13 protein-coding genes and 1 pseudogene are annotated in these 13,685 nt (G+C 38.6%); 2 read left to right on the forward strand and 12 right to left on the reverse strand.

What is annotated here, in order from left to right:
• Nucleotides 1-3: 3 nt before the first annotated feature.
• Nucleotides 4-171, reverse strand: a pseudogene (locus N0B29_RS13040) (DUF6538 domain-containing protein); the annotation flags it as partial.
• Nucleotides 172-412: 241 nt separating this feature from the next.
• Between N0B29_RS13040 and N0B29_RS11385 the strand changes: the two are divergent.
• Entirely contained in the window at nucleotides 413-877 is a 465-nt protein-coding gene (locus N0B29_RS11385) for a hypothetical protein (protein ID WP_263833854.1), read from the forward strand.
• A 1,025-nt stretch (nucleotides 878-1,902) separates the two neighbouring features.
• Here N0B29_RS11385 and N0B29_RS11390 read toward each other — a convergent pair.
• From N0B29_RS11390 to N0B29_RS11415, 6 genes are all read right to left on the reverse strand, one after another.
• Nucleotides 1,903-2,826, reverse strand: a complete 924-nt coding sequence (locus tag N0B29_RS11390) for a hypothetical protein (RefSeq protein ID WP_263833855.1) — start codon at nucleotides 2,824-2,826, stop codon at nucleotides 1,903-1,905.
• Nucleotides 2,827-2,841: 15 nt separating this feature from the next.
• Entirely contained in the window at nucleotides 2,842-3,102 is a 261-nt protein-coding gene (locus tag N0B29_RS11395; RefSeq protein ID WP_263833856.1) for a hypothetical protein, read from the reverse strand.
• Nucleotides 3,103-3,276: 174 nt separating this feature from the next.
• Nucleotides 3,277-3,564, reverse strand: coding sequence for a hypothetical protein (locus N0B29_RS11400; RefSeq protein ID WP_263833857.1), 288 nt, complete (start codon nucleotides 3,562-3,564; stop codon nucleotides 3,277-3,279).
• The gene (locus tag N0B29_RS11405; protein ID WP_263833858.1) at nucleotides 3,561-3,761 is read right to left on the reverse strand and encodes a helix-turn-helix transcriptional regulator; all 201 of its coding nucleotides are present in this window, start codon (nucleotides 3,759-3,761) and stop codon (nucleotides 3,561-3,563) included. The genes N0B29_RS11400 and N0B29_RS11405 overlap by 4 nt, the downstream gene beginning before the upstream one ends.
• A 181-nt stretch (nucleotides 3,762-3,942) precedes the next feature.
• Nucleotides 3,943-4,764 carry a hypothetical protein gene (locus N0B29_RS11410; protein WP_263833859.1) on the reverse strand — a complete coding sequence of 274 codons (822 nt, stop codon included), beginning with the start codon at nucleotides 4,762-4,764 and terminating at the stop codon, nucleotides 3,943-3,945.
• 1 nt (nucleotide 4,765) lies between these two features.
• Entirely contained in the window at nucleotides 4,766-6,001 is a 1,236-nt protein-coding gene (locus N0B29_RS11415) for a tyrosine-type recombinase/integrase (protein ID WP_263833860.1), read from the reverse strand.
• A gap of 379 nt (nucleotides 6,002-6,380) precedes the next feature.
• On the opposite strand from N0B29_RS11415, the gene N0B29_RS11420 reads away from it, so the two are divergent.
• Nucleotides 6,381-7,016, forward strand: a complete 636-nt coding sequence (locus N0B29_RS11420; RefSeq protein ID WP_263833861.1) for a lytic transglycosylase domain-containing protein — start codon at nucleotides 6,381-6,383, stop codon at nucleotides 7,014-7,016.
• On the opposite strand, the gene N0B29_RS11425 is transcribed toward N0B29_RS11420, so the two are convergent.
• The 5 genes from N0B29_RS11425 to aspA form a co-directional block, all read right to left on the reverse strand.
• On the reverse strand, nucleotides 7,011-7,658 hold the full coding sequence (locus N0B29_RS11425) for a response regulator transcription factor (protein ID WP_263833862.1): 648 nt from the start codon (nucleotides 7,656-7,658) through the stop codon (nucleotides 7,011-7,013). The two genes, N0B29_RS11420 and N0B29_RS11425, sit on opposite strands and share 6 nt — an antisense overlap.
• Nucleotides 7,655-9,505 (reverse strand): sensor histidine kinase, encoded by a 1,851-nt coding sequence (locus tag N0B29_RS11430; RefSeq protein ID WP_263833863.1) that lies wholly within the window; start codon nucleotides 9,503-9,505, stop codon nucleotides 7,655-7,657. Before N0B29_RS11430 ends, N0B29_RS11425 begins: the two co-directional genes overlap by 4 nt.
• Nucleotides 9,506-9,588: 83 nt before the next feature.
• Nucleotides 9,589-10,641 carry a type II asparaginase gene (locus N0B29_RS11435; protein WP_263833864.1) on the reverse strand — a complete coding sequence of 351 codons (1,053 nt, stop codon included), beginning with the start codon at nucleotides 10,639-10,641 and terminating at the stop codon, nucleotides 9,589-9,591.
• Nucleotides 10,642-10,716: 75 nt separating this feature from the next.
• Nucleotides 10,717-12,018, reverse strand: a complete 1,302-nt coding sequence (locus tag N0B29_RS11440; protein ID WP_263833865.1) for an anaerobic C4-dicarboxylate transporter — start codon at nucleotides 12,016-12,018, stop codon at nucleotides 10,717-10,719.
• A gap of 220 nt (nucleotides 12,019-12,238) precedes the next feature.
• Complete coding sequence (aspA, locus tag N0B29_RS11445) at nucleotides 12,239-13,645, reverse strand: aspartate ammonia-lyase (protein ID WP_263833866.1); 1,407 nt, start codon at nucleotides 13,643-13,645, stop codon at nucleotides 12,239-12,241.
• Nucleotides 13,646-13,685: the final 40 nt, after the last annotated feature.

Genomic DNA, 13,685 nt, shown 5'->3' on the forward strand with positions numbered 1-13,685 from the left:
AAAAAAGAGGTGGTTATATTGGGATGTATGAGCAATAGCTAGGTGATTGGCTTCAGTTTTACTCTTAGTTTTTAGAGAAAATCTAAGCTCATTTAGACCTATGATTGAGTGTAAATCTTTAGGAATTAGGCACTTAAAGTAGTATATTTTATGTCGTTTGAAGAGATGCAAAATGACCCTTTTAGTGTCCTAAAAGTGATCAAATCGTTGTCAGTTTCGTTGTCAGAAAGTGTCTCAAAGTCCCTAAAATAGTTGCAGCGGCGAGGGTGTAGCTCCCGAACAAATGCCATAAAAACACTATTTATTGGTATTTAAGCTTTGTTGACAAACTGTAAACGTACACAAAAACGTACATAAAAAGCTTAGACTATTTGAACGTTGATTATATCATTTTAGACAAAAGGGGTCAAACATGGGTAAAAGTAAGTTGCTCAAATTAGTATCGCAGATGGAAGAAGAGATTGCTTTCTACAAAAGAGAGATGGAGAATTGTAAGGCAAAAAATGATGACATAAAAGTATTGCAGCTTGAAAATAGGGCATTAAAAAAACAAGTGACCTCATTAACTGAGCAAATCGCTGAAATGTCAGAACCACTGGCACTTTATGAGAAAGTATCTTACTACGAAAAAGCGCGCGCACAAATAACCATCAATCATAACAATGTTTTAGAGGCAATGCACAGAGTATCATCTCATTATAAAAAGATGGTGGATGACTTTATTCCATCTATGCAAAAATATAAAGATGATCTTATAATGCTTTCAGATGAGTTCACAATTCCCATGGATAAATTTGCTAATGATGGATTGTTTGCAGTGAGAGATAAAGAACGAATTTTAAAGTGGGAAAATAGAAGTCAAAAAATGGCTGAATAAAAGGAGCGGACTTTCCGCTCGCTTCAACGGTAATCTTAAATCAAAAATCTATCAAAAAAATTCAATTCTTAAACTTTTTTATTAGTTTTAGCTCATTTAATCTCAAATAACCTTAAATAATTTTAGCTTAATTCTATAAGTGCCTATTTTTGGGCGTTTTGAATAGTTTATTTTCTTGAAAATTTGTGTTTTCAATAATTAGTGTTTAGTCGTGTTAATTTACTTAAATTTGAAGCTTAAGAGATCAGATCAAACAATGAGCAGTGAATCGTTCCGCTGTTTCCTCTCTAAAAATGGAAGCATCTACCAAAAGCTCATCAAGCCCATAATTTTACATTTGATTTTTTTGATTGGAAGTGATGAGGTTTTTCTCATCTTCTCTTGTTATTTTGTGCATACATGCCATCACAGAGCCTATCAAGAATAAGCACTGTATTGATTTATGCTGATAAGCCCACCCCTTCATGGTGGTTTTTGTAAAAAGATGTCTGCAGACTCGGTGTTGGAAGGCTTTAGACTGTAGAGATTTGATGCCCCCTACCTCTTATAAAATGTTTACCAAACAATTTGTTTGTAAAAGTTAAGCAAGTAGCAAAGCGACAAACTGCCCAACTGTTGGGGCTTGCACTACCCTTACCGGTGAAAAGTGTTGGAAGAACCTATGGTATTGCACCTCATCGTAATGAAAGAATTTTCAATAAACGCTTAAATTTGAACGTTAAGAGCTTTTGGCATTCAGATAGTTTTCAAAGCCTGTTCGTTCAAATTTAACCCCTTATTGCTTCTTTATGAGCCGTGTTCACATTGTGAACTTCAAGCCATTATGATTGCTGTGTCGTTATCTTCAGAATAGACAAGTGCACTACGCCGTTACCTTGAAGTGTATTGAAGCTCATAGATGTGTTGCGCTTGGGCAAAGTACGAAAATCGGGCTACCTAAAAAGAGCGTGTTTAGATTACACATTTGAAAACTCGGATTTGAAACCGAGTAAATTTACGGATCATATTTAGCTCAAAGTGCGACTTTAGCTATGCGTATAACATAATGCATTACTTCGGACAATATTAGTCTGATTTAACCCCCTCAAAACCTCGTATTGATGGACTTTTAAAAAAGTGCGACTCAAGCTATCGGTATTATGGTACACGCCAAAAAGTAGCTTGATATGAATAAAGCCAAAGAAACAAACGGCTAAAAGAGTTTTCATTATTCTTTGAATAGTTTTTCTATTCAGTTGAAGTGCATCGGCTAAAGCCGTCACGTTTACTGTGCCATTTGCTTTTACATGTAAAGGCAATGATTCTTTCACTCTTTGGATATTGTGCGCATGCTCTTCTTTCTTTTGCGATCCTCTTATTTCACCACCTTTTTTTAATTTCATTGTCACCTCATTTTTATTGAGCTTTTGTTTGGCGTTCTCTTTGATGTAGTGATAAGCCGTTGAAGCCTTTTTAAGCGCTTCTTTGTATGCGTATTTATCTTGGAGTTTATCGTTCATTTTTAACGCTGCTGCATTCATCAAATCACGCTCTAATAATCCCTTGCTGTTGAGTCGTGAGGCATACCAAACCAAACGCCTATAAAGCTCTTTTTTATTTGATGGGTAATAAAGCGTAGGGAACGTGACAAATTCAGTTTTAAAGAACTGCGCAAGTTCGCGGAGTGAATAGACAATGCCTGTACTTTGTGTCAGTTGATTGAGATAAACCTCATCGGCAAAAATTACTGGTACAACCAGGCTTTCTTGCCACGCTCGTTTAATCGTACTCAGCCATGAAAACTGTTTTGCGGTGCTGATATTTTGATTGATCAAATAAACGAGCATGACGTTCTCCCCATGGAGTCCTTGCAATGTGCTAAAGTGTGAAGGAGTTGGCAATCGCCCCGATACTTTTACAAAGTCATTCTTAGCCATTTGTAAGGCTATAAATGCGCTTTGTAGTTTCATCGGGGGTTGGGTCATTTATTGTTTCGCTTGAGTGTCAAGAAACGCTAAAATTTTTCGCGTGTGCTCTTTGTTTTTAATGACGTAGTAGTGCTTCAATCCTTTACCTTTTGGGATAGAAACAATTTCTACACCATAGCCATCTCGTAGTTCAGTTGCGTAGTTTGCTAACCACGATACGCCATAGCGTTTTCCATCACTTGCCCCGATGGTCTCGCCACTTAAAAGATCTCTTAAAAAGCGCCTGAGCACTTGACCTTTATAGTTTTGATTTTCCATTTTTTACCTTTATGATTCATCTAGTTTAAGCCCATTTTTTGAGTGAGCTTTATTGTCCTCCGTGAGGCACTTTTTCTTTTTTGACTGGTTTGATTTATGATGAGGTTTTAGGTAGAATTGTGGTGCTTAAATACAACTCCGACCTCATCTAAAGGGGTTGGGTTCATGTACTATTCATTGACTATCTCCTTTTGCATTTACTGCCTGATAATGTAAGTCATTTACGACTTGACATGATGAAAAATAGACGAAGATTTGATTTGAAAACTCATTAATCCATTGTTGCGCTGCTTGTGGGTCAATGTGCCACCGCTTTGCGTAGAAAGGAAAGCCGTACCACTCGTCATCGTGCATATCAGCGTAGTAGGTCAAAAAAGCATCCGCCTTGTCGATCTGCCCTGATGCTCTTAGCTCTCTGACATAATCGATTGGGACGAAAATGCTATTGGGTCGCTCATTCATCTTGGTTCACCTGATGAGGTTTTACAACCAAAGAGAGCGTTTACCTCATCGCGATCAAAGACAGTCACGCCATCGGTTACACGGATTGGGGTAAGCTTTCCAAGTTTTGCGTATCGCCAAACGGTACTAAGACCTATTGAATTTTCTGCTGCTACTTGTTTGGCTCTAAGTCGTTGTGGTAGTGTTTGTTTTGGCATTGTGTTACTCCGTTTGAGATTTATAGGAGTAGTTTAGCTACATTAGCGATTGCACAAGCAATCACAAATGCTACTCCCTGAGATTTCATTAGAGTATTGTATTAGATTCAGTTGCAATCAAATAGGGCTATTGTCTCAAAAAAAGCGGATAAAAGTGATAACCAAGCGAACTTTTTAGTTCTTAGGAGTCGGGTTTTAATCCATCAGCAATGGCTTTAAAAATTGTCTTTTTATTTTCATTTTCTGATCGGTATCGGTCAAGTAATAGATTAAAAAAACTATCTTCACTTTGATGTAATTTTTGCACTAACATTTGCCGTTCATCTCCATTATACGGATTAAGTTCCTCTTGTCGTGCTTTGGTGATTTGGGGCATTTTTTTATACTCGCTTTTAAAGACGGCTTTTGTACTGTCAATTGTTTTATTGACAATTTCACTTGGATAATCAAAACATGCACCTAAAAAAAACTCTCTAATAGCTTGAGAGGGATGTTTTGGAAATTTATCTAAGACTATGATGGTAGATGAAAACTTTTGCAATTCAGCAACTTTTTTCTTAAATTTTTCAGGAGAAGGAAAATGCTTTTCATCGATACCACTATGCGCAAATTCTGCCAAATCGTTATAAAGTTGCAAGGATGAAATGATTTGATATTGTGATTTACTGTGATTTATATGCTCATCGATAAATTCTAAAAAATTAATATCTTTGAATGAAATAATTTGATTTATCGTATGTTCAATAACCCCTATGATTGGATTATTGTCGAGCACATAATCTCTTAAAAACATTTCTTCATCTTTTGCGAGGTTTTTGCGTTTGATGTGGTTAAAATCTTCTTTTGTACTTTCAAATATCTTTTTATGAGTTATTGAAGAAGCTATTTTTTTAATCAGCTCTTTTTTAACATTGGGTAATTCATCGGATTGTAGGTATTTTTGTATCGAGCGTGATAGTTCTTTTATGCTTTCAAATAATCGATCAATCTCAAGCTCTTCCATTTTATCTCTCCACCATCGCCAAAACGTACCCACTCCACCAGTTTAAAAGAATAGTGATTTCTTTGAAGTGATCGGCTTTGTGGTTGTAGGCGCGCTCCGTTTTCCCGCCTACGGCATGATCTAAGGCTTTTTCTTTTGCCTCATAGCTGCAATTATGCTCTCTTTGGTAGGTGTCGGCGAGACTTCTAAACGTACCTCTGAAGCTGTGAACGGTTTGTTTTCGTCCGCTTACCTCATCATTGAAACCTAAACGCTTCAAAGCCATTGTAGGGCTTTCTTTGTTGATGTGTGAGCCGTTGAGGTGGAAAACGTATTCAAGGTGAGACGTGAATAAATATTGCTCTTTTAAAATGGCTATGGCTTCATCGGTAAGCGGTAAAGTAAAATCTCTTGGGTCTGCATTTTTGCTTTTCATTTCGGCGCGTGGTATGGTCAAAGAGCAATTTTCAAAGTCGATGTGCGCCCATTTGAGCATGACGAGGTTTGAGGCGCGCAACGGTACATGTAAAACGAATTTGAGCGCATTTTTGATGCTGACGTGCCCACTATAACGGTAAATGGCATTGATAAGCTCTTTAAGTGGCTTTGGCTCTGTAATGATGGGGTAATGTTTGACCTTTGGAGTGGGTAAAGTGCTTCTTTTGTGGATGTTTGCAATGACATTAACTTCGCAATATTCGCGACTGCAAGCGTAACGCCAAAGGTCATCAAAGTATTGGTACATTCTTCGCGCAGTTTCGGGATGTTGCTGCGCTTTGACTTCTAAGAGAATAGCAATCTCTTTATGGGTAATATCTGCAATATTTCGCCCTTGAAACACAGGCATAACAAAGTTTTCAAAGAGGGCTTGTTTGCGCTTAAATGTCTCTTTACCTAAACGATACTCCTGCGCTTGAAGCCACCCATTGACAACATTTTGGAAGTTACTCTCATGTACTTTTTGATCTTCCATTTTTTGGGTACGTTTTTGATCGATAGGGTCAATGCCTTTACGAATCATTTTTAGGTACGTTTCTCTTTGTTCCCTTGCTTCTAATAGAGACGTTTGAGGGTACGTTCCAAAAGTGGTTTTTCGCCTTTTATGCTCTGTGGGGCTTTCATAGATGAATTCCCATACTTTTTTATCGGTTAAAACAAGCAGTCTTAACCCTTGCCCATCCGTTACGATGTAGGGCTTCTCTTGCGGTTTGAGCTTCTTAACTTGCATATCCGTTAATGGCGGTACTTTTCGTGGCATTTTAGCCCCTCTTTTAGATACGTTTTTTTATCCGTTTTTGGCAGTTATTTTAAAACGTACCTTTTAACGTACATAAAAATCATAAACTTATTTAGGTTATTTTAAACTGATAGAGATTAGAATTAGCTTTAAATATCTATTTTTAGGCATTTTTTGATGTATTTAAGATTGCTTGGAATTGAAGTACGGCGAGAGGGTGTAGGAATCGAACCTACCAGCAGACGGTCAACCGCCCACCCAATCGGGTTTGAAGCCCGTGGCGCACACCAGAGTCACATACCCCCCGCAAAAGGAAAAATATTTTAACTAAGATATACTTTATAGAGAATAAAGTTAGCTTCCTTTATAATGAGAACAAGTTCATTAAAGGAGGATTTACATGGTATTTCGTTTTGCTATTATGTTATTTTTTCCTTTTTTGATGTGGGCAGCTCAGGCAACAGCACAGGTAAATCAAGGTGAAAATATTTGGGTGAAAGTGGGGCAGATTTACGGCATTGAGCCACGTCTTTTGTACTCTATCGCTAAAGTGGAAAGCGACCTTGACCGTTATATTGTAGCCTTTACTGCGAGTAAAATGACGCCCCAGCAAGCACAAGAGCTGAGTACGTTTTTAAGGCAAAAAGGGATTGAAAGCAAGCAGTACTCTCAGGTGATTGCGATTAAAAGCAAAAACAAATACGAAGCAAGCCATGTGGTGCATTTTCTCTACACGCACAACTACCCACGTTTTGACATGGGCATCATGCAGATCAACTCCATTCACAAGCCTCTTTTAGACAAGGCGAACATCTCGTTTTACGACCTTTTTGAGCCAAAGATCAACATTCAAGTAGGGGCGTACATTCTAGCGACCTGTTTTGCGAAGCATAAGAACAACAAAGACGCCATCAACGCCTACAACGGCAAGATCAATGACAATCCTTACTCCGCCAAAGTGTTTGCCGAGTTCAAAAAACTTTACAGCTCTTACCAAAAAGACAAAACGAAGCTTTACTACCGCGATCCATCATAACTCGCCCAAGCGATACCCAACCTCTTTGATCATCTCAATCGCACCCTCTGGCAGTTTTCTGCGCAGGCGTTTGATGAGAGCTCGCATGTTAAGAACGCTCGTCTCTTCACCTTCCCAGACATACTCTTCTAGCTCGCTAAAGGTAATGACACGATGGCGATCTTTAATAAAAAGGTCTAAAAACATTCCCTCTTTTTTAGCCAGTTTAATCTCTTCGTTATTAGGGTCGAACAAGCGGTGGTTGACATAGTCATAACTGTAGCCGATCCAAAGAGCAATGGTGGAAGAGGGCTTATGACAGAGTTTTTTCACTTTTTGCACCAACTCATAGATGAAGAAAGGTTTTTTGAGGTAATCATCACAGCCAATTTCATACGAAGCTTGGATTTTTTCCAGATCATGGTTGGAACTGATGATGATGGCAGGAATCTCTTTATGGTAGATGCGAATGGTTTCCAAAATGGAAAGCCCATCGATGGAAGGGACGTTAATATCTAAGATAAAACAGTGATAACCATGGTTGAGTGCATCAAGTGCTTTTTCACCGTCCATAAACAGATCAACTTGATAGCCCTCTTTGATAAGGACACTTTTGATGACATTGGCAAGGCGTTCGTTATCTTCAAGAACGAGTATTTTCATGTTGCATTTCCTAAGGTAATTGTAAAGCAAGCTCCCTCATCGGTATTATATGCTCTGATTTTTCCACCCATTTTATCTTCAATAATGAGTTTTGACATATAAAGCCCGATGCCATGACCTTGCTCTTTGGTTGTAAAGTAGGCATCAAAGATGTTAGGCATCTCTTCAATGGGGATACCGCCCGCATTATCGCTAATTTCGATAATGATTTTTTTAGAGTGATTGTAGATTTTGATGGTGATGTGCCCACGTTTTATCTGCTTTTTTTCTCTCGCCTCTTTGATCTGCTCTTTGGCGTTGTTCACGATGTTGAGCAGGGTTTGCATAAACTCATTTTTATAGCCACTGACCATAAGATTGGTCGCACCTTGTTTTTCAATCGTAACATCAATATAGTTGTATTTAATGTTATGGCTGATGATTTTCATCATCGTCTCAATCGCCTCACTGACGTCAAAGACCGTTTTAGTGGTCGAAGGCATGATGAATTTTTGAAAGTCATTAATGGTGTCGGTCATGTACTGTACTTGCACCATAATGTCATGCACATACTGATTGCTTTGCTCATCTCCCTCTTCTTCGCAACTGTAAACGTGTTCTTGCGCAATTGTTGCAATCTCGACCAGTGGGTTTTTCCATTGGTGCGCAATGGAAGAGAAAATTTCGCCGATTTCAGCGAGTTTTGACTGCTGAATGATGAACTGTTGATGTTTGTTTTTTTGGAGTTCAATCGCTTTGAGCTCTTTTTCACTGCGTATACGCATATAGATGTTGTGAATAAGTCCTAGGATGAGAAAGAGCAAAAATGGAGAGATCAAAAAAACGGCATCGATAAATTTTCGGTGTTTATCAAAAAAGGTTAGAGGGGCATTGACCAGTTCAAAATCTTTAACACTCGCGTTTGGATAGACCTCAAATTGTTTAATTTTTTGGACATCAAATTGGTAAATGTAATCCACCATTGTCATTACATGTAAAGGTGGAATTTTTTGATCTAAAACATCAATCGCCATCTCTCCCGTGGCAACACCCAATTTTTTAATGGGAACCAGTTTCCCACCAAGGGCGCCTTTCCCAATAAAAAGTGTGTCGGTGATAAAAACAGGTAAAGCGCTCTTATGGATCATGGAAGCGATTTGGCTGTTTTTATAAAGATTGCCGTATTTGTCATTGTAAAAGCGAATAAAAAAGACAGCTTCTTCTTTGTTGGGTTTAGAGAAGCGCTCTTCAAGTTCTTCAAGTGTGGAGGAGCGAATGTATTCGATCTCAAATTGATCATTGTGCTCACTCATAGCCTGTTGAATAAAAGGCTCACTGTCATCGCCATTAGCACTAGCATCGTTGATAATATAGAGTTTTTTAAGACCAGGCATCATGTGTGAGATGATAGGAATAGTTTCAGGAATAGCACGTTTTTCCAAAATACCATAGATCCGATCTTCTAAACCTTCTTTTTGAACATCTTCAACAAAAAATTGCTCTAGCCCTGTAAAAATAATTTGTTCTGTCGTAAAAAGTTCATGGTAGTACTTAATCAAAAAATCATAAGCAAATTTATCGACGGCTACGATAACGTCGTACTTTTGATTTTTGAGTTGGAGTTTATAAAGTTCTCTTAGTTTGGCGTAGTACTCTTCTGAGCTTACGCGTTTAGAGTCCATGTATAAAATGTTGATGGTAATTTCAGGGTGGTTGTAAAAGACCTCTTCCATACCTGAAAGAACGTCATCGCTCCATTGAAAGCCTTTATGGTAAGAGTTGATAATAAGAATTTTTTTATCGTGAGCATAGAGCGAGGATTGGCTAAGGAAAAGAAGAACAGAAAAAAATAGTATGAATTTTTTCATCGGTATGTGTTCTCTTTTTAATAGATATTATAGCATACATGTAAAGTTCTCCATCTCCCCGCCAAGAGAGATGGAGAAACTTCTTAGTACTCTAAGAACATCTTTTGAAGAGCTGCTTTATCGTTGGTTTTAGTTAAACCTAACATCAAAAGTACTCTTGCTTTTTGTGCATTGAGGCTGTCAACAGCGATAAAACCGAATTTTTTATCATCGACTTCACCTTCAAGTGTTGTGCTTCCTGTTGGAACACGTGAACTTCTTGCTACAACAACACCTTTTTTAACCGCTTCACCAAGAGCTGCTTCGGTTGTAGGGAATGGATTTCCATTACCCATACCTGCATGGATAATACCTTTAGCACCGCCAGCAACTGCAGCTTTGACTAAACTATCAGTATCTTCTGGGTGCGCAAAAAGAATGTCAACACGTGGAAGGTCTTCGAGTTTACTAATGTCAAATTCAGAGTTTACCGTGTGTTTACGTGTTGGTTGCATTAAGTACTTCACATCACCATAGTAAACAGTACCGATTTTACCCGCATTTGGAGAAGCAAATGCATTAACAGAGCTTGTATTTACTTTAGTAACTTCTCTAGCACTATGAATTTCATCATTCATAACAACGACAACACCTTTTCCTGCAGTATCTTTGTTGGTCACAACATTAACAGCGTTTAAAAGGTTCATAGGTCCATCGGCACTCATAGACGTACCTGAACGCATAGCACCGACTAGAACAACTGGTTTTTTGCTTTTAACAGTAAGGTCTAGGAAGTAGGCTGTCTCTTCCATGGTATCTGTTCCGTGAGTAATGACAACACCATCAATGTCAGATTGCGCAAGAAGCTCATTGACTCTTTTAGAGAGTTTTAACCAGACTTTGTTGTTCATCTCTTGAGAACCAATGCTAGAGATTTGCTCACCTTTAATGGTTGCGATATCGTTGATTGCAGGAACTGCTGCAAGAAGTTTATCAACAGTAACGGCACCTGCTGAATAACTACTTTTGATCTCAGATGTACCTGCGCCCGCAATGGTTCCGCCTGTTGCTAAAATGGCAATGGTAGGTTTTGCCATCAAACAAGAAGAGGCACCAATCAGTGCTAATGCCACGATAGATTTGTTAAAAAAATTCATACAATACTCCTTATAAAGTTGTTTTACATGTAAACAATTCGGGTCTAAAAATAGACCCGATAAAGAAGAGAAAGATTATAAAATCATGCCACCAAGAGCGAAGGCAAAAATAACAGAAAGTGCAATCGCAATAACACCAGGAATAACGAATGGGTGGTTAAAGACATATTTACCAATACGTGTTGAGCCTGTATCATCCATTTCAACGGCTGCAATGAGTGTTGGATACGTTGGAAGTACGAAAAGCGCGCTAACGGCTGCAAAAGAAGCGACAACGGTCAAAGGTGAAACACCTAGAAGCAAGGCACTTGGAATAAGCGCTTTAGCCGTTGCTGCTTGTGAGTAAAGAAGTGTGCTTGCAAAGAAAAGAACAACAGCAAGTAACCATGGATAAACATTAAGTAAGTCGCCTGCAAATGCTTTGATCTCTTTGATGTGGTTGGCAACAAATGTATCACCAAGCCATGCAACACCAAGGACACAAATACATGCGCTCATACCTGATTTAAAGGTTGCAGAGTTAAGAACTTGTGCTGTCTCAATTTTGGTAAAGAAAGAGATAAACGTTGCTGCTGCAAACATGAAAAGCATAATGGCTTCATTTCTTGGAAGAACAGGGTTTTTAATCACACCTACTTTATCGCTAATCAGTGTTGCGTATGTTACAACCGCAAGAATAGAGAGAAGGAAGATAGCGACGGAAAGTTTTGCACCTGGTTTGATTTCCAATTGAGCGTTGCCTCTTGTTTTAATAAGTCCTTTAGCCAATCTGTCTTGATACACTTCATCATCTTTAAGATCTTTTCCTAAAAAGTTAGCCACAACTGCAGCGATCATACATGCAAAGAAAGAAGAAGGAATTAAAACAGCCAATAGCTCTAAATAACCAATACCTTGTTTCTCCATAACACCACTTAAAAAGACAACAGCAGCAGAAATAGGAGAAGCTGTAATGGCAATTTGTGAAGCAACAACGGCGATACTTAGAGGACGAGATGGGCGAATACCTTGCTCTTTTGCTACTTCTGCAATAACAGGAAGTGTTGAAAACGCCGTATGACCTGTACCTGCAAAAAACGTCATAACATACGTTACAATGGGTGCAAGAATAGTGATTTGCTTAGGGTTTTTACGCAAGATTTTCTCAGCGATACTGACCATGTAGTCAAGTCCGCCTGCCACTTGCATTGCACCAATGGCTGCAATAACAGACATAATGATCAAAATAACATCGATAGGAATCGATCCTAATTTTAGCCCAAGACCAAGTGTTAAAACTAAAACACCCAAGCCTCCCGCATATCCAATACCAATACTACCCAGTCTTGCACCAAAAAAGATGGCAGCAAGAACGACAATAACTTCTAACCATAACATGGAAACTCCTTTTAATAAACTTCTTTCATAATTTGCACGAAACCATCAAAGAAATCAGGTGCCACAAGGGAGGAAGTGGGAAAGGAAGTTATTGAGTCTTCCTTGTGGCACAGTCAAACTATTTATCAGAGTTCGCTAAAGAACTCTTACCGTAGGTTTCAAAGCTTTAAAACCTACGGTAACACTGGGGCTTTTCAGCAAAGCCCCAATGACAAAGAAACTATTTTTTATCGTAAGTACGAGGTTTAATCATGTTTTCTGGTTTGATGATGTCATCAAGCTCAGCTTTAGCTAAAAGACCACGAGCTAGAACGATGTCATAAACTGAACCACCTGTCTCTAGGGCTTCTTTAGCAACTGAAGTTGAGTTTTCATAACCGATAAATGGATTAAGCGCGGTGACTAGACCAATACTGTTAAGTACGAGTGCTTTACATCTCTCAGGATTTGCAGTAATGCCATCAACACAAGTATATGCCAATGTCTCAAATGCGTTTCTCATCATGTTTACAGAGTTGAATAGGTTGTAAGCAATCACTGGCTCAAAAACGTTAAGTTGAAGTTGTCCGCCTTCACATGCCATCGTAACGGCAACATCGGTACCAATAACTTGGAAACAAACTTGGTTGACCACTTCTGGGATAACAGGGTTAACTTTACCTGGCATGATAGAACTACCTGGTTGCATCGCTGGAAGATTGATTTCGCCAAAACCTGTTCTTGGACCTGAGCTTAGAAGGCGGAGATCGTTACAAATTTTTGACATTTTGGTCGCAACACGTTTAAGAACACCCGAAATTTGTACATAAGCACCTGTATCTTGGGTCGCTTCAACAAGATCACCTGCTGTTACAAAAGGGCGACCTGTTACTTCTTGAAGTTTAGCTTCGACTGTTTTTGAGTAGTTAGGATGTGCGTTGATACCTGTACCAATTGCTGTAGCACCAAGGTTCATCTCACGCATCAATTGTTGTGCTTCGATAACACGTTGAATGTCTTCACCGATCATAACAGCATAGGTTCTAAACTCTTGCTCTAAAGTCATAGGAACAGCATCTTGAAGTTGAGTTCTACCCATTTTGATAATATCTTTGAACTCAAGCGCTTTTTTAGCAAATGAATTTTTGATAATACTCATAGAAACCGTAAGCTCGCCTAGTTTTTCAAAAAGAGCGACACGAAGTGCTGTTGGGTAAGCATCATTGGTTGATTGAGAAAGGTTAACGTCATTATTTGGGTGAAGGAATTTGTATTCACCTTTTTTGTGACCCATTTTTTCAAGTCCGATGTTTGCAATAACTTCGTTTGCATTCATATTAGTTGATGTACCAGCTCCACCTTGAAGCATATCAACAACAAATTGATCATGGTATTGACCACCGATGATCTCATCGCATGCTTCACAGATAACATTTTTTTTGTTTTCAGCTAAAAGGCCAAGTTCATAGTTTGCTAAAGCAGCCGCTTTTTTAACTTTTGCTAGGGAAGTAATAAACGTTGGGAATTTTGCAAGTGTAATTCCAGTAATGTGGAAGTTTTCAGCCGCACGTGCTGTTTGAACGCCATAATAACATTCGTTAGATATTTCTTTATCACCGATTAGATCGTGTTCCATTCTAGTTGACATTTTGTCTCCTTAAGATTTAAAGGTGATGGAAGTTTAAACC

It is taken from the genome of Sulfurospirillum oryzae, assembly GCF_025770725.1.
GTDB lineage: Bacteria > Campylobacterota > Campylobacteria > Campylobacterales > Sulfurospirillaceae > Sulfurospirillum > Sulfurospirillum oryzae.